12 protein-coding genes are annotated in these 16028 nt (G+C 70.2%); 7 read left to right on the forward strand and 5 right to left on the reverse strand.

The genetic code is table 11. The features are described from left to right. The first annotated feature begins 33 nt into the window (after positions 1–33). The 6 genes from ACQZ13_RS19240 (at position 34) to ACQZ13_RS19265 (ending at position 7030) form a co-directional block, all read left to right on the forward strand. Positions 34–2091: an ATP-dependent helicase gene (locus ACQZ13_RS19240; protein ID WP_431047185.1), complete on the forward strand. Its 2058-nt coding sequence runs from the start codon at positions 34–36 to the stop codon at positions 2089–2091. Between the two features lie 272 nt (positions 2092–2363). Beyond that, entirely contained in the window at positions 2364–3392 is a 1029-nt protein-coding gene (locus tag ACQZ13_RS19245; RefSeq protein ID WP_431047187.1) for a serine hydrolase, read from the forward strand. Between the two features lie 231 nt (positions 3393–3623). Next, a complete protein-coding gene (locus ACQZ13_RS19250; RefSeq protein ID WP_431047189.1) occupies positions 3624–4112 on the forward strand; it encodes a hypothetical protein in 489 nt (162 codons plus the stop codon). Positions 4113–4172: 60 nt separating this feature from the next. Next, entirely contained in the window at positions 4173–4403 is a 231-nt protein-coding gene (locus ACQZ13_RS19255) for a hypothetical protein (protein ID WP_431047191.1), read from the forward strand. A gap of 240 nt (positions 4404–4643) precedes the next feature. Then, positions 4644–6479: an ABC transporter ATP-binding protein/permease gene (locus tag ACQZ13_RS19260; RefSeq protein WP_431053296.1), complete on the forward strand. Its 1836-nt coding sequence runs from the start codon at positions 4644–4646 to the stop codon at positions 6477–6479. Continuing rightward, on the forward strand, positions 6476–7030 hold the full coding sequence (locus ACQZ13_RS19265; RefSeq protein ID WP_431047193.1) for an MgtC/SapB family protein: 555 nt from the start codon (positions 6476–6478) through the stop codon (positions 7028–7030). Before ACQZ13_RS19260 ends, ACQZ13_RS19265 begins: the two co-directional genes overlap by 4 nt. On the opposite strand, the gene ACQZ13_RS19270 is transcribed toward ACQZ13_RS19265, so the two are convergent. Further along, positions 6936–9068: a hypothetical protein gene (locus ACQZ13_RS19270; protein WP_431047195.1), complete on the reverse strand. Its 2133-nt coding sequence runs from the start codon at positions 9066–9068 to the stop codon at positions 6936–6938. The two genes, ACQZ13_RS19265 and ACQZ13_RS19270, sit on opposite strands and share 95 nt — an antisense overlap. A 204-nt stretch (positions 9069–9272) precedes the next feature. Here ACQZ13_RS19270 and ACQZ13_RS19275 point away from each other — a divergent pair, with 204 nt between their 5' ends. Continuing rightward, the gene (locus tag ACQZ13_RS19275) at positions 9273–9509 is read left to right on the forward strand and encodes a hypothetical protein (RefSeq protein ID WP_431047197.1); all 237 of its coding nucleotides are present in this window, start codon (positions 9273–9275) and stop codon (positions 9507–9509) included. Positions 9510–9581: 72 nt separating this feature from the next. Here the strand turns inward: ACQZ13_RS19275 and pdeM are convergent, their stop codons facing one another. The 4 genes from pdeM to ACQZ13_RS19295 form a co-directional block, all read right to left on the reverse strand. After that, complete coding sequence (gene pdeM / locus ACQZ13_RS19280) at positions 9582–10307, reverse strand: ligase-associated DNA damage response endonuclease PdeM (RefSeq protein ID WP_431047199.1); 726 nt, start codon at positions 10305–10307, stop codon at positions 9582–9584. Between the two features lie 39 nt (positions 10308–10346). After that, positions 10347–13061 (reverse strand): ligase-associated DNA damage response DEXH box helicase, encoded by a 2715-nt coding sequence (locus ACQZ13_RS19285; RefSeq protein WP_431053298.1) that lies wholly within the window; start codon positions 13059–13061, stop codon positions 10347–10349. A 128-nt stretch (positions 13062–13189) separates the two neighbouring features. Then, positions 13190–14848, reverse strand: coding sequence for an ATP-dependent DNA ligase (locus tag ACQZ13_RS19290; RefSeq protein WP_431047201.1), 1659 nt, complete (start codon positions 14846–14848; stop codon positions 13190–13192). Further along, a complete protein-coding gene (locus tag ACQZ13_RS19295; RefSeq protein WP_431047203.1) occupies positions 14845–16023 on the reverse strand; it encodes a ligase-associated DNA damage response exonuclease in 1179 nt (392 codons plus the stop codon). Before ACQZ13_RS19295 ends, ACQZ13_RS19290 begins: the two co-directional genes overlap by 4 nt. Between the last annotated feature and the right edge of the window lie 5 nt (positions 16024–16028).

Genomic DNA, 16028 nt, shown 5'->3' on the forward strand with positions numbered 1-16028 from the left:
ACTGGGTTTGCATACAGCTTATGATCCAGCGCCATGTCCACCGATGTCTTCGCCGAACTGAATCCTGAGCAGCGCTCTGCCGTCGAGCACGGCCTGGACGAAGGCACATCGGGCCACGGGCCGTTGCTGGTGATCGCTGGCGCCGGCTCCGGCAAGACCAAGACCCTGGCGTCGCGCGTGGCGCGCCTGATCCAGTCCGGCGCCGACCCCCAGCGCCTGCTGCTGCTGACCTTCTCCCGCCGCGCCGCCGGCGAGATGGAACGCCGCGCGGGTCGTGTGCTGCATCGCGCGCTGGGCCTGGCCTCGACGCAGGCTCCTCCACGCTTCCCGTGGGCCGGCACCTTCCATAGCGTGGGCGCGCGGCTGCTGCGCGAGTACGCCCATCGCATCGGCCTGGCGCCCAACTTCACCATCCTCGACCGCGCCGACGCCGAGGACCTGATGGGCCTGCAGCGCCAGGCGCTCGGCCTGGCCGAGACCACCGAGCGCTTTCCGCTGAAGGGCACCTGCCTCAACATCTATTCGCGCGTGGTCAACAGCGAGGCGCGGCTGGACCAGGTGCTGCAGGAGCACTTCCCGTGGTGCTTCGCGGTCCATGACGAACTCAAGCGCCTGTTCAAGGCCTACGTCGAGGAGAAGCAGCACCAGCAGCTGCTGGACTACGACGACCTGCTGCTCTACTGGTCGGAGCTGATGGGCGACGACGCGCTGGCGGCGGAGCTCGGCGAGCGTTTCCAGCACGTGCTGGTGGACGAGTACCAGGACACCAACCGGCTGCAGGCGACGATCCTGAAGCGGCTCAAGCCGCGCGGCGACCGGCTGACGGTGGTGGGGGACGATGCGCAGGCGATCTACTCGTTCCGCGCGGCGGAGGTGAGGAACATCCTGGAGTTCCCGGCTCAGTTCGACCCACCCGCGCGCGTCGTCGCGCTGGAGCGCAACTACCGCTCGACGCAGCCCATCCTGGACGCCTCCAACGCCGTGATCGCGATGGCGCGCGAACGCCACGACAAGCGCCTGTGGACCGACAAGGCGTCCAGCGAGCTGCCGCACCTGGTGACGGTGGACGACGAGGCGCGGCAGGCGCAATGGGTGGCGGACAAGGTGCTGGAACGCCGCGAGCAGGGTCTGAAGCTGACGCGCCAGGCGGTGCTGTTCCGGACCTCCAGCCACGCGGCGCCGCTGGAGCTGGAGCTGACGCGGCGCAACATCCCGTTCGTCAAGTTCGGCGGTTTGAAATTCCTTGAGAGCACCCATGTGAAGGACGTGCTGAGCGTGCTGCGCTGGGCGGAGAACCCGCGCGGTCGGCTGGCGGGTTTCCGCGTGGCGCAGTTGCTGCCGGGCTTCGGACCGGCAAGCGCGAGACGGCTGCTCGAGGCCATGTCGCCCGCCGCCGATCCCGGACAGGCGCTGCGCGACTTCGAGCCGCCGCGTGCCGCGGCAGCCTCGTGGACGGCCTTGCGCGATCTCATGCTGCAGCTGATCTCGGGGGCCAGTTGGCCGCTGGATCTCGAAGAAGCGGTGCAGTGGTACGCGCCGCATCTGGAGCGGCTGTACGACGACGCGCCGGTGCGGCTCGCCGACCTGGAGCAGATCACGCGCATCGCGCAGGGCTACGGGTCGCGGGAGCGCTTCCTGACCGAGCTGACGCTGGATCCGCCCGACGCGAGCAGCGACGAGTCGGGCGTGCCGCTGAAGGACGAGGACTACCTGATCCTGTCGACCATCCATTCAGCCAAGGGGCAGGAGTGGAATGCGGTGTACCTGCTGAACTGCGTGGACGGCTGCATGCCGTCGGACCTGAGCACCGGCGCGCAGGCGCAGATCGAGGAGGAGCGCCGGCTGCTCTACGTCGCGATGACGCGGGCGAAGGACCACCTGGCGGTGATGGTGCCGCAGCGCTTCTACGTGACGCAGCAGACGCGCCACGGCGACCGGCACCTCTACGCGAGCGTGTCGCGTTTCCTGCCCGGCAAGGTGGTGCGCCACTTCGAGAAGGTGGGCCCCGCCAACCAGACGCAGGCGCCGCTGCCGGAGCTGGTGAAGCCGGCGATGGACGTCGCGGCGAAGCTGCGCAAGGCCTGGGACTGAGTTCCCCCATCGGGGCGACTGGATCCCCCGTCACGATCGAATTCCGGCTGGCGAGCCAGTCTCCGTCGATTCAAGCGGACGTTCGTCGCGCGCTTCATGTCGATGCCTTCGGCACGCGCGTAACGCACGTTACGGCAAGCCCGGATGGCGTTCCGCCGCGAAGAACTTAAACTTCGCGACGGTCAAACCCTGACCCCGCGCTTTCCGGATGATCTCCGGACAAGTTCCCGGACCACCTCCCGGACCCAGCCCGCCAGCCCAGCCCGACCGCCGTGACGATCCGCGACACCGTTCTCCGCACCCTCGCCCACACCAACTGGAAGCTCGCGCTGCCGGCGCTGATCCTCACCTGCGGCTGCCTGATCGTGGAAGCCGCCAGCGACGATCCCGAGGTCGTCGTCCCGACGACCGCCCCCACGACGGCCGCGATCAGTCCCAACGGCGTCCTGACGCCCGCGCCGACCGGCGCCTCCGCACCGGCGCCGACGGCATCCTCGCCCCTGATCGCCAAGTCGCCGGACACGGTCGTCGCCCCGACGCCGTCCGACGAGCCGCTGATGAAGCTCCCCGTCAACGCCCGCCACATGCTGGTGGTCGACGACAGCGGACGCGTGCTGATGTCCAAGGAACCGGACACCGTCGTGCCCATCGCCTCGCTGACCAAGCTGATGACGGCGATGGTGGTGCTGGACGCGAAGCAGGACATGAACGAGGAGATCAAGATCGACGACGCCGACGTCGACCGCCTCAAGCACAGCAAGTCGCGCGTGCGCGTCGGCGCCACGATGAGCCGGGAAGCCGCGCTGGAACTGGCGCTGATCTCGTCCGAGAACCGGGCCGCGTCGGCGCTGGCCCGCCACTTCCCCGGCGGCATGCCCGCCTACGAGGCGGCGGTGGTCGCCAAGATCCGCGCGCTGGGCCTGTCGCACACGGCGCTGGCCGACCCGACGGGACTCTCGCCCAACAACACCTCGACGGCCGCCGAGGTCGCCCGCATCGCCGCCGCCGCGGCGAAGTACCCCGTGATCGCACGCATCAGCAGCGACAAGTCCAGCGCGGTCGAGGTCAACGGCCGCCCGCGCGAGCTGCGCAACACCAACCACCTGGTGGGCGCCAAGGGCTGGGACATCCGCCTGTCCAAGACCGGCTACACCGAAGAAGCCGGGCGCTGCCTGGCGATGCGGATGAAGAGCGGCGGCCAGACCATCACGGTCATCCTGCTGGACGCCGACGGCTCCGCGCAGCGACTGCGCGACGCGGCCGCGATCCGCAAGTCGCTGGCGAAGATCGCCGCGGCCTGACCCCCCAAATTGCGCCTGTAATCCCCCTCGCGGGGGACGCGAGCAGGTTCTTTGAGGCTGGTCAAACAACCATCAGATTCGGCATTCGCGCCACGCCTCTTGTGGCCGATCACTCCTAGCATCTGCGGCTCCTCTCACCGCATGTCCAGGAGTAGCCGCATGCACCCTCAGTCCCCTCAGATCACGAACGTCACGCAGGTTCCGAACGCCCAGCCCGATCTCCATCATGTGATGTATCGGCTCGACCTGCTCTCCGCCGAGACTCACAAGCTCCGCCAGGAGATGCATGAAGGCTTCGCCCTCATCCGGAAAGATCAGGAGGACTTCAAGAAGAATCAGGAGATCTTCAAGAAGGAACTCGCCGATCAACGCTTGGAGTCCGCCAAGGAGTTCGCCAGCTGTCGCGCTGAATTCAAGGCCGATCTCAATGCATCCCGAGAGGAGTTCAGGGCCGACCTCAGCAAAGCCCGTGCCGATTTCAAAGACGAGCTTCAGAAGATGCGCGAGAAGTCGCGCGAAGACTTCGACGCGATGCTGGCCCGCACGAAGATCGACGTGAAGGAGCTGATGGCGTCCGCGGTCGCCACCGTCGACGATCGCATCAAGATGAGCGGCCAGGCCTCGGACCTCCGGCTGCTCAAGTGGTGCGCCCGCGCCGCGCTCAGCTCGTCCGCCGCCGCCGGCAGCCTCGCGTACGCGGTGTCGAAGCTCATGCCGTGACGCCGCCTGAGCCGCTCGTTTCAACACGTCTCTCACCTGAAAAAGTCCAGGAGTCGACGCATGCATCCCGATACCGCACAGACCACCAACGTCACCTTGCTGCCGCAGCAATCGCCGCAACCGCAGCAGCAATTCAACTTCGCCCTCGTCGTGTACCGGCTCGATGATCACTCTGCAATACTCGAGAAGCTCGATGCAAAGATCGAGAAGCTCGAAGCGAAGCTCAATGCGAAAGTGGAGAAGCTCGAAGCGAAGATGGAGGCAAGCTTCGAGAAGTTCCGAAGGGAATGAGAGCGCCCCGGAGGGAGCCTCGTTCGCGCCTCCCTCCGTCACCCGCAGTAGGCCGCGTCCTACCCGCCCCATGAGCCACCGGAGCTACTGTCTAGCCATATCGGCAGACTGGGTCCAGCCCTCATGGTTCACTCCTCCTCTCCTGCGACGGACCTGCCGCCGTCCGCGCCTCCCGCCGCGCCCAAGAAGGCCCGGCGACGCCGCCCTCCCCGCCTGTCCGCGGCCGCCTGGCGCCAGTTCATGCAGATCGCCAGGCCCTACTGGCTCGGCGACCAGCGCAAGGCCGCCTGGGGGCTGCTGCTGCTCATGATCGTGCTGATGCTGTGCGAGACGCAGCTCGCCGTCCTGCTCAACGACAAGACCGGCGAAATGACCTCCGCGCTCGCCGAGCGCAACCACTCGCGCTTCTGGCTCGCCGTGCGCGACAGCCTCATCGTGCTGGGCTTCGCGGTGCCGGTGTACGCCTTCTACTACTACATGCGCGACGCCTTCTCCAACCACTGGCGGCGCTGGCTCACCGGCAGGTTCCTCGACGGCTACCTCGACGGCCGCAAGTACTACGAGATCGGCGCCGGCACCACCGGCGGCGCCGCCGACATCGACAACCCCGACCAGCGCATCTCCGAGGACATCAACACCTTCACCGGCCGCTCCACCCACTTCATGCTGCTGATGCTGGGCTCGGCGATGCAGCTGGTGGCCTTCTGCGCCGTGCTGTGGTCGCTTTCCAAGCTGCTGGTGGCCTTCCTCGTCGTCTACGCGACCGTGGGCACCTTCCTCGCGCTCTACGTCTTCGGCTCGCCGCTGATCCAGCTGAACTTCTGGCAGCTGCGCCGCGAGGCCGACTTCCGCTTCGGGCTCATGCGGCTGCGCGAGAACGCCGAATCCATCGCCTTCTACCGCGGCGAGCCGCAGGAGCGCGCCCACATCGAAGGCCGCTTCGAGTCCGTCTACCAGAACTACTGGAAGCTGATCCGCAAGCAGCGCGCGCTCAACCTGTTCCAGCGCGGCTTCAGCCAGCTGACGCTGGTCGTGCCGGCGGTGATCCTGGCCGAACGCGTGCTCTCGGGCGATCTGGAGGTCGGCGCCGCCGTGCAGGCCGCGGGCGCCTTCGCCGCGGTGCTGACGGCGGTCTCGCTGATCGTCGACAACTTCGAGAGCCTGAGCCGCTTCGTCGCCGGCATCGACCGGCTGCACGCGCTCTCCGAGGTCATGCACAAGCGCAAGCCCCGCGACGAACGCGCGCGCGAGAAGATCGCGACGAAACACGCCGACCAGCTCGCGCTGCGCGAGCTCACGCTCTACACGCCGCAGTTCGACCGCCTGCTGGTGGAGAAGCTCGACGTCGCGCTCCAGCCCGGCGAGAGCCTGCTGATCACCGGCGTGAGCGGCTGCGGCAAGAGCTCGCTGCTGCGCGCGATCGCCGGCCTGTGGCGCAGCGGCGAAGGCACCATCGAGCATCCGCCGCTGGAAGACGTGTTCTTCCTGCCGCAGCGCCCCTACCTGCAGCCCGGCACGCTGCGCAGCCAGATGATCTATCCGGACACGAGCACCGAGCTCGACGACGACGCGCTGCGCGCCATCCTCGACGAGGTCTGCCTGCCCGAGCTCGCCGAGCGCGTCGGCGGGCTGGACGCCTCGCACGACTGGGAGAAGCTGCTGTCCATGGGCGAGCAGCAGCGGCTGGCCTTCGCGCGGGTGCTGGTGCGCACGCCGAAGATGGTCATCCTCGACGAGGCCACCAGCGCGCTGGACGGCTGCAACGAGCGTCGACTCTACGAGCGCCTGTGCCGCGACGGCGTCACGCTGGTGAGCATCGCCCACCGCCACGCGGTGCTGCAGCACCACACGCACGTGCTGCGCCTGACCGGCGGCGGCGCGTGGCAGCTGCATCCCGCCGAGGGCTACGATTTCGACGCGGTGGAGGCGGAGGCGGAAGCCGCGCGGGAGGCGGCGCTTGAGAAGGCGCTTGAAACCAGGATTGAAGCGACCACTGAAACGACGATCGAAGCGAAGCTGGCCGACGGCGCGCGCACCGGCCCGGTCGCGAAGCCGAGCGAGAAGGAGTCGACATGAGCAGTTGGACGGACGAAGTCGTCGCCACCGTGCGCGCCGAGTTCTCCGACGTCCCCGACGTCGCGCAGATCACGCGCATCGCCGTGCGCCTGCTGCTGGCGGCGGTGCTGGGCGGCATCCTCGGCTACGAACGCGAGCACCACGGCAAGGCCGCGGGCATCCGCACCCACATGCTGGTGTCGCTGGGGGCGGCGCTCTTCGTGCTGGTGCCGCAGCAGGGCGGCATGGCGCTGGCCGACATGAGCCGCGTGCTGCAGGGCGTCATCGCCGGCATCGGTTTCCTGGGCGCGGGCGCCATCCTCAAGCTCAAGGACGAGGAACAGGTCCACGGCCTGACCACCGCCGCCAGCATCTGGATGACCGCCGCCATCGGCATCGCCTGCGGCCTGGGCCGCGAGGCCACGGCCGTCTTCAGCATGCTGCTGGCGCTGTTGATCCTGGCGGTGCTGCCCCTGTTCACCCGGCCGCATCCCCGGCGGGACGAGGACCGGAAGGCGGATGCCCCGCGGGACCGCCCGCAAGAGGACGGTGACCGGGAGCGCTCAGCTTGACCGCATGCGGCACCGGGCGCGGGCGTTTCGTCAACGCGGTACCGAGTTTGGTGCTCAGCTTCATCCGGTTGTTGATGGCCCAGCCGCTGGCGTCCAGGATGGGGCCGAGGCTGCGCTGACGCAGCTTGAGCCAGGCGATCAGCATGCTCGGTCCGGAGATCGACAGCACGATGCCCAGCACCGCCAGCGGGATCCACCAGCCGAGGTCCACGAAGCGCCCGAACACGCCGACGATGACCGTGCTGATGCTGCCGAGCGCGACGCCGATCGCCGCGACGGTGCCGACGTCCACGCGCCGCCCGGGAACGCCGAGTCCCGGCAGGCCGACGCCCGTCGTGCCCGGCGTGCCCGGCGTTCCTGTAGCGCCGACGGCGCCCACCGCGCCGGCTGTCGCCGCTGGCGCGACGGCGGACGCCGTGCCCGGCTGATCCGCCGTCGCGATGCGCCCCGCGAGCTGACCCATGCGCCCTTGCTGCGTCGAGTCGCTCGCCGCGGCGCGTTTGGCGACCTGGTCCTCCACCAGCCGCACCAGTTTCTTGTACGGCGAGAGGAAGGCCTGGCCGACGCTGATCGGGTTCTCGATCACCTTCACGATGCGCGCGTCCCAGTCGTGGCCGTCGCGATCGTAGAAGAGCCCGTTGCGTCCGACGAAGAGGAAGTCGACATCGCCCGCGCTGACCACCGCGACGATGGTGCGCTTCTGGTTGAGGCGCACGCACTCGCAGTAGGCGAGGTAAGCCTTCGCCAGACCCGCGACCGGCGCGTGCCGCGCGGGATCGGCGACGTCGACGGTCAGCTCGCACGCGCGGCCGTCGACGAACAGCGTGCCAGCCTGGAACACCGCGCCGCGGCCCTCGTAGAAATCCTCGAAGGACACGAAGTTGCGCGCCAGGCGCAGCAGGCCGCGCTGGAGCAGCAGCAGCTTCTCGAGGTCGTTGAGCGCGGCATGACGCGGCGCGGCGGCGCGGTCGTCCTCCACCTGCTTCAACAGGCGCGCGCGCACCTCGTCGAGCTGTCCGCCCGGTTGCGTCGCGGCCAGCGCGGCCACGACGTCCACGCCGATCGCGGCGACCGGACCGGACGGCTGGCGCCTCAGCCACTCCCGGCAGGCGCGCACCTCGTCCTTCAAGGCCAGCCAGTCGCGTTCGTCGAGGCTGTCGCCGAAGTCCGACGTCAAGGCCTGCGCGCGCAAGGCGGCGAGCGCCCCGCGCCAGGCGGGATTGGCGCGATCGTCCAAGGGCAGCGCCGCGCCCGGCGAGACCGGCGCGATGGGCATCTGCCTGAGCACGCCGGCTTCCAGCGACAGCAGTCCGGTCGCATGCGCCTTCAGCTGCTCGGGATCGGTCGCGTTGAGCGTCGCCGCGGCGGACGCGTCGTAGCTCGCGAGCCGGCAGCGCGCGAAGAAGTCCTCGACCTTGTCGTGCACCGCCTGCACCGCCATCGCTGCGGCGCGGCGTCCCGCGCAGCCGGCTTCGGCCTCGCCCTCGCGGTGCCAGGCCAGCAGCGCGGACGCCTGTTCGAAGAAGGCCTTGATCCGGGTCTCGTCGATGCCGGGCTGGCCGCCCGCGTCGGCGACGGTGCCCATGGCCTCGCCGATGCGCTGCGCGAGCACGCGATCCGCGGCGTCCTCGATCGAGGCCACCGGCACGATGCCGTCGCCGTTGTGCCGCTCGGCGGCGAGGTGGGACTGGCGCTCGCGGATCTCGTCCAGACCGATGTCGGACTGCCCCGCGTGTCCCGTCAGCGCCAGCGTGCGCTGAAGTTCCTCCGCCAGCGCGCGGCCTTCGTCCGTGTCGGCCAGCGAGTCGGGCGACAGCCGCGCTTCGCCGCGCAGCAGCGGCTGCCAGTCCTTCAATCGTGCACCGGCCCACTCGCAGGCGGCGATCAGTTCGGGCGCGCGGATGCGGCCGTCGCGGTCGAGATCGATCAGGTCGAGGGTGCGTTCATCGAATTCCAGGCCTCGGGTCGGACAGGCCAGCGCGACCCAGCGTTTCTGGTCGAGGTCGCGCAGGTGGAGGAGGTCGTCGGCGGAGCTCATGCGCGCTTGATCCGCGCCGCCCGCCCTGAAGAATCGCCAGGGATGAGTCATTGAGGGGCTAGGCGGCAAGCGACGTGCCGCCGGGCGCGTTCCCGGGGCAAGGTTGGGCGGATGCCGACCGTCCCTCCCATCCGCGACTCGGGCATGACAGTTGCCGCTCGATGCGCTAGGGTCAACGTTTCCGGAGACGACCCGGAGCTCAGCATGGATCTCGATACCGTCTCATACGTGTTCCAGAGCCTGGACGGCACGTTCACCATCAAGCCGCGACTCTCGCGGCGCTGGCGCGTGAAACACGACAGCATGCCGTGGGGGGATTCCTTTGCGTCGGCCGAGGAAGCCGCCAAGGCGCTGTCCGCGCGCTTCGCGGTACCGGCCGATCTGAACGAATGGACCGAGATCGGCGACTTCCACACCGACGTCGGCGGGTTTCACCTCTGACGCGGCGCCGCTTTGGGCGCCCCGCGTCGTTGCAAATCCTCGCCATAGCTGGGCTATGGCTCCGGTTTGCGCCTAGCGGCGCATCCCAAATCGGCGCCGCGTCAAAGGCGAAACCTCCTGCAGCCAGACCGCTCCGCCTCCCACGGCGTGACAGCGAGATGCCTCCGGCAAACCCGCCTGCGTCGTGCCCGTGAACGCACCGAAAGCGGGCAGGATCATCAACCCCTCGGATTCGGCGAAACACGGCAGCCGGTGACGCTCGTGCGCGCGGCCGTGCAAGGTCGTCGCCGGATGCAGATGCCCCGCCAGCACGTAGGCATCGGCGATGCGGCGCGGATGGTGGCAAGCCGCGAACGGGCCCATCGCATGAGGCTCGTCGACGATCTCGAAGCGCAGCGACGGCGGCGGATCGCCCGCGCGGCTGTCGTGGTTGCCGCGGATCAGCAGGCAGGCGACGTCCGCGTGCCGCTCGCGCCAGACATGCGCGGGATCCAGCACCAGCGGCTGCTGCGCCGCAGCCGCATGCAGGAAGTCGCCGAGCACGACGAGCCGCTCCGCACACCGCTCGTCGATCAAGGCACTCAGGCGGTCGAGGTTGTCGCGTGTCGTGCCCGACGGCACGGGCTGACCCAGCGCGCGGAAGCTCGCCGCCTTGCCCAGGTGCACGTCGGCGACGAAGAGCGTGCGCGTCGCAGGCCACCACAGCGCGCGCTCGGGCAGCAGCCAGACGCGCTCGCCGGCGAGCGTCATCGCGAGCGCGCCGGGCGGCTGATCGCCGTACGTGGTCGTCGCCGTCATCGCCTCTTCCTCATCGTCCCCGCGCGCCTCGTCATCAGATCATCGCCTTCTCCGCCCACCGGCCTCGCGCCGCCTGGCGGGCGCCTCGCCGCGCGTCTCCAGCGCGAGCGAATCCCGCACCGACGCCACGGCCTCGTCCGCTTGAATCGCGAACTGCGGCGAGTCCTTCTTCGCGAACACCGCCAACGCCCGCTCCGCCGGCTCGCGCGCGGTGCCGACCGCGTCGCCGCCGGCGCTGCGCTCCAGTTCCGACACCATCCGCGCGATGCGGTCGCCGAGCGACTCGTTGCTGAGCTTCTCGCGGAAGCGCTCCACCATCAACGGAAACGCCAGCGGCGTCGGCTTCTTCAGCGCGTGGACCTGCAGGGTCTGCCGGCCCATGCGGTCCAGCGCCGAGGCGAGGTGGCGCACGTCGAGTTCCTGCGTGAGCAGCTCCTGCTGCGCCTGCGCCAGCAGCCGGTTGTCCGGATCATGCTGCTGGAACACCTCGAAGAACAAGGTCGCCGAGGCCTGCAGCTGCCGGTTGCTGCGACGCTCGCCGGGGTGGCTCTGGAAGATCAGGCCGGCGATGCGCGCGATCTCGCGGAAGCGCCGCCGTGCGAGCTCCGTCGCGTTCAGGCTGGCGAGCACCTCGCGCAGCAGGTCCTCCATCGGCGGCAGCGTCAGCAACGCGGGCAGACGCTCCGCCCAGTCGATCGCCTTGGCGCTGAGCAGCTCGATGCCGTAGTCGTTCAGCGCGATCGAGAAGGTGCCGGTCTCCGGCTGCGCCGCGCGCCACGCGATCAGCCCGGCCAGGCCCAGATGCACCTGCCGTCCGGCGAAGGGATAGAGGAAGAGATGCCAGCCTTCGCGCGATTTCAGCGTCTCCGCCACCAGCACGTCGGGGCCCGGCACGCCGGACCAGCGCCGCTGGATGTCGATCAGCGGCCGCACGCATTGCATTTCGGGGGAGTCGAAGCGGCCCGCGTCGGCGTCGGCCAGCTCGCGCAACACGGCGTCGGCGAGCGTGCTCGACAGCGGCATGCGGCCGCCGTTCCAGCGCGGCAAGGCGGCGCGTCCGGCCGTCGCGCGCCGCACCAGCGCCGTCATCTGCTCGACGCGCACCAGCTCCAGCAGCCGGCCGCTGAACATGAACGCGTCGCCGGGTTTCAGGCGCGCGATGAAGCCTTCTTCGACGCTGCCGAGTTTTCCGCCGCTCAGGTACTGCACGCTGATCGACGCGTCGCTGACGATGGTGCCGATGTTGACGCGGTGGCGGCGGGCCAGACGCGCGTCGGGCACGCGCCAGACGCCGTCCTCGTCGGGCACGACGCGGTGGTAGTCCGGATACGCCGTCAGCGACGGGCCACCCTGGCGGACGAAGTCCAGGCACCACTGCCAGTTCTCCATACTCAGCTCTTCATAGGCGACGGTGCTGCGCACCTCGGCGAGCAGCTCGTCCGGCCGGAAGCCGCCGCCCAGCGCCACGGTGACCAGGTGCTGGACCAGCACGTCCAGCGGCGCGCGCGGGCTGTGCCGGGCCTCGATGCGGCCGGCGCGGACGGCCTCGCGCGCGGCGGCGGCTTCGACCAGCTCCAGGCTGTGCGTGGGCACCAGCGTGATCCGCGACGGGCGTCCCGGCGCGTGGCCGGAGCGGCCCGCGCGCTGCACCAGCCGCGCAACGCCCTTGGCCGAGCCGATCTGCAGCACGCGGTCCACCGGCAGGAAGTCCACGCCCAGGTCCAGGCTGGACGTGCAGACCGCGGCTTTCACGCGGCCTTCCTTCAGGCCGAGCTCGACCCACTCGCGCACCTCGCGGTCCAGCGAGCCGTGGTGCAGCGCCAGCACGCCGGCCCAGTCGGGACGCGCCTCCAGCAGCGCGCGATACCAGCGCTCGGCCTGCGAGCGCATGTTGGTGAAGACCAGGCAGCTCTCGCTGGACTCGATCGCCTCGACCACCTGCGGCAGCATGCGCAGGCCCATGTGGCCCGCCCAGGCGAAACGCTCGGCGGTCTCGGGCAGCAGCGTGTCGATGACCAGGGTCTTGTCGGTCTCGCCTTGAACGATCACCGCGTCGGCGTCGGTGGTCGCGGTGCCTTGCAAGGTCCGCAGGGCCTCGTCGAGATTGCCCAGCGTGGCCGACAAGCCCCAGGTCATCAGCGTACTGCCGCGGCCGCTGGCCCTCACCCCTGCCCTCTCCCGCAAGCGGGAGAGGGAGTAAGCGGAAGCGAACCGCCGCAGCCGCGCCAGCGCCAACTGCGTCTGCGCGCCGCGCTTGTTCCCCATCAACTCATGCCATTCGTCGACGACGACCAGCCGCACCTGCCCGAGCTGATCGCGCGCATCCGCCCGCGACAGCAGCAGCGACAGGCTCTCCGGGGTCGTCACGAGCACCGTCGGCAGACGCCGGTCCTGCGCGGCGCGCTGCGCCGAGGTCGTGTCTCCGCTGCGCAGCGCGGCGGTCCACCCGGGACACAGCGCCGCCATCGGCGCCTCCAGCGCGCGCAGCGTGTCGGCAGCCAACGCGCGCATCGGCGTGATCCAGAGCACCGTCAGCGGCGGCGCGACGGCCTTGCCGCCATGAACGCGCGCCTCGGCGCCGACCCCATCCCGGAGCGCCGCGAGCGCCCCCAGCCACACCGCCAGCGTCTTGCCGCTGCCGGTGCTCGAATGCAGCAGTCCGTTGCGGCCGCGCGCGATCGCTTCCCAGACGCGCCGCTGGAACGGAAACGGGGTCCATCCCTTCTCATCGAGCCACGCGTCGACCGCAGCGATCCCCCCAGTCGCAGCGCCCCCTGCGACCGCCTCGTCGCTTCGACTCCCTCTCCCGCTTGCGGGAGAGGGCAGGGGTGAGGGCCGGCGGTCGTGCCTGCCCACCCCGTCGACATCATCGCTGTCGTCGCTCACGCGCCCTCCCCTGGCAGCAAGGCCTGCAACGTCTGCAAGGTGTCGGCCTCCCCGACCGGCTTGTCCTCGCGCCGGCGCAGCATGCGCGGGAACCGGACCGCGATGCCGCTCTTGTGGCGGCCGCTGCGCGCGATGCCTTCGAAGCCGAGTTCGAACACCATCGTCGGCGTGACGCTGCGCACGGGCCCGAAGGTCTCGGTGGTGGTCTTGCGGATCACCGCGTCGACCTCCCGGATCTCGGCGTCGGTGAGTCCCGAGTACGCCTTCGCGAACGGCACCAGCTGCCGCGCCGGGTCGTCGGGCGGCCCGTCCCAGACGGCGAAGGTGTAGTCGGTGTAGAGGCTCGCCCGCCGCCCGTGACCGCGCTGAGCGTAGATCAGCACCGCGTCGACCGACAGCGGATCGATCTTCCACTTCCACCAGGCGCCGACGTCCTTGGTCCGCCCGACGCCGTAGCGCGCGTCGCGGCGCTTGAGCATCATTCCCTCGACGCCGAGCCCGCGTGCCTGCTCGCGCTGCCGCGCGAGGTCGGCCCAGTCCGCGCCCTCGATCAACGGACTGAGCTCCAGCCCCGCCAGCGGGTGCATCGCCACAAGACGCTCCAGCCGCTCGCGGCGTTCCTGCTGCGGCCGGTCGCGCAGGTCCTCGCCGGCCTCCTCCAGCAGGTCGTAGACGCACAGGGCCACCGGCAGTTCGCCGAGCAGCTTCGCGCTCAGCGTCTTGCGGCCGATGCGCTTCTGCAGCTCCGCGAACGGCATCGGTCGGCCGTCGCGCCAGACCAGGATCTCGCCGTCCAGCACGGTGCCGTCGGGCAGCGCCTCGCCCATGGCGCGCAGCTCCGGAAAGCGCTCCGTCACGAGCTCCTCGCCGCGCGACCAGATCGCCGCCTCGCCGCCGCGCTTCACGAGTTGCGCGCGGATGCCGTCCCATTTCCATTCGACCAGCCAGTCCGACGCCGGTCCGATCGCGGCGTCGAACTGCGCGGCGTCCAGGTTGAACGGATGTGCCAGGAAGAAGGGATACGGCTGCAGGCCGCGGCCTGCGCCGTCCGCACCGCCCACGTCCGCCGGCGCGATGAGCGCCTCGTAGTCGGCCGCCGTCGGCGTCGCGCCGATGTGCGTGTAGCCCATCAGCCGCTGCGCGACGAGCTTCGCGTCCAGCCCGCCGACGGCCGCCAGCGCCTGCGTCACCTGCAGCTTGGACACGCCGACGCGGAACGCGCCCGTGATCAGCTTGAGATGGACGAAACGCTGCTCCACCGCCAGCGCGGCCCACTGGCTCTGCAGGATCACCGCGAGCGCCTCCGGCGACTGGCCGCGCAGCGGCAGCAGATGACCCGTCATCCACTCGGCCAGCGACCGCTCGACCGTCTCCGACGGTTCCGGCAGCAGCAGCGAAATCGTCTCGGCCAGATCACCCACGGCCTCGTAGCTCTCGTCGAAGAGCCACTCCGGCAGACCGGCCGCGAGGCGCGCCTGCTCGCGCAGCAGCTTCGCGGGCACGAGCTGCCGCGGCTTGCCGCCGGCCAGGAAATACACGGCCCACGCCGCGTCCTCCGGCGGCGCCTGTCTCAGATAGGACCGCAGCGCAGACTGCTTGGCCAGGCTGGACGTGGACGCGTCGAGCTCGCGGAAGAGGTCGGCGAAGGCCTTCATGCCGGCGCGTCCCCGTCGGTCGCGTCCGTTCCTTCGTCCGTTCCTTCGCCTGTTCCACCGTCCGTTGCGGCGTCCGTTGCGGCGTCCGTTTCGGCGCCGGTTGCAGCCTCCGTGGCGCCTTCCGCTTCCTCCGCGCCGTACTCGGTCACGAAGCCCTGCGCCTGCAGGCCCTGCTCGCCCAGCCAGCGCACCATCGTCGCCACGCTACCGTGCGTGACGAAGACGCGTTCGGCGCCGGTGCCGCGGATGGCCGCCATCAGCCCCGGCCAGTCCGCGTGGTCGGACACGACGAAGCCGCGGTCCACGCCGCGCCGCCGCCGCGTGCCGCGCAGCTGCATCCAGCCGCTGGCGAAGGCGTCGGAGAGATCCGGGCCGAAGCGCCTCAGCCACGGCGAACCGGCGGCCGACGGCGGCGCAATGACGAGCGCGCGCGACAGCGCGGCCTTGTCCAGCGACGGATCGCCGACCGCCAGCGTCGTCGGCAGTCGCACGCCGGCCGCGCGGTAGACGGCGTTCAGCGGCTCGACGGCGCCGTGCGCCACGATGGGCCCGATGGACGCGTCCACGCCGTGCAGCAGCCGCTGCGCCTTGCCCAGCGCATAGGCGTAGAGCACCGACGGGCGCCCCGCCTCCGCGTTGCGGCGCCACCAGGCGTCGATCCCGGCGAACAGCGCCGCCTGCGACGGCCAGCGGTAGATCGGCAGCCCGAAGGTCGATTCGGTGATGAAGGTGTCGCAGCGCACCGGCTCGAAGGGCGCGTTGGTGCCGTCGGCCTCCAGCTTGTAGTCGCCCGAGGCGACCCAGACGCGTCCGCCATGTTCGAGCCGCACCTGCGCCGACCCCAGCACGTGCCCGGCCGGGTGCAGCGACACGCGCACGCCGTGATGCACGACGGCCTCGCCGTAGGCCAGCGTCTGCAGCGTGATGTCGTCGCCGAGCCGGCGCCGCAGGATCGCGGCGCTGTCGTGATGCGCGAGGTAATGCCCGTTCCCGCGGCGCGCGTGGTCGCTGTGACCGTGCGTGATGACGGCGCGGTCGACCGGACGCCACGGGTCGATGTAGAAGTCGCCGGGCGGGCAGTAGAGGCCTTCCGGCCTCGCGACGACGAGGTCGCCCGGCGGCCCGTCGATACGCCGCGTGCCCGCTTCCACCCCTCGACCGTTCTCGATGTCCATGGCGA

Source organism: Roseateles sp. L2-2 (assembly GCF_050613215.1).
In the GTDB taxonomy this organism is placed as follows: domain Bacteria; phylum Pseudomonadota; class Gammaproteobacteria; order Burkholderiales; family Burkholderiaceae_C; genus Roseateles; species Roseateles noduli.

Excerpts from the sequence above, each read along its gene's own strand:
- ACQZ13_RS19240 (WP_431047185.1), top strand. The coding sequence starts at position 34 with ATGTCCACCGATGTCTTCGCCGAACTGAATCCTGAGCAGCGCTCTGCC.
- ACQZ13_RS19250 (WP_431047189.1), top strand. The coding sequence starts at position 3,624 with ATGTATCGGCTCGACCTGCTCTCCGCCGAGACTCACAAGCTCCGCCAG.
- ACQZ13_RS19255 (WP_431047191.1), top strand. The coding sequence starts at position 4,173 with ATGCATCCCGATACCGCACAGACCACCAACGTCACCTTGCTGCCGCAG.
- ACQZ13_RS19260 (WP_431053296.1), top strand. The coding sequence starts at position 4,644 with ATGCAGATCGCCAGGCCCTACTGGCTCGGCGACCAGCGCAAGGCCGCC.
- ACQZ13_RS19265 (WP_431047193.1), top strand. The coding sequence starts at position 6,476 with ATGAGCAGTTGGACGGACGAAGTCGTCGCCACCGTGCGCGCCGAGTTC.
- ACQZ13_RS19270 (WP_431047195.1), bottom strand. The coding sequence starts at position 9,068 with ATGAGCTCCGCCGACGACCTCCTCCACCTGCGCGACCTCGACCAGAAA.
- ACQZ13_RS19275 (WP_431047197.1), top strand. The coding sequence starts at position 9,273 with ATGGATCTCGATACCGTCTCATACGTGTTCCAGAGCCTGGACGGCACG.
- pdeM (WP_431047199.1), bottom strand. The coding sequence starts at position 10,307 with ATGACGGCGACGACCACGTACGGCGATCAGCCGCCCGGCGCGCTCGCG.
- ACQZ13_RS19290 (WP_431047201.1), bottom strand. The coding sequence starts at position 14,848 with ATGAAGGCCTTCGCCGACCTCTTCCGCGAGCTCGACGCGTCCACGTCC.
- ACQZ13_RS19295 (WP_431047203.1), bottom strand. The coding sequence starts at position 16,023 with ATGGACATCGAGAACGGTCGAGGGGTGGAAGCGGGCACGCGGCGTATC.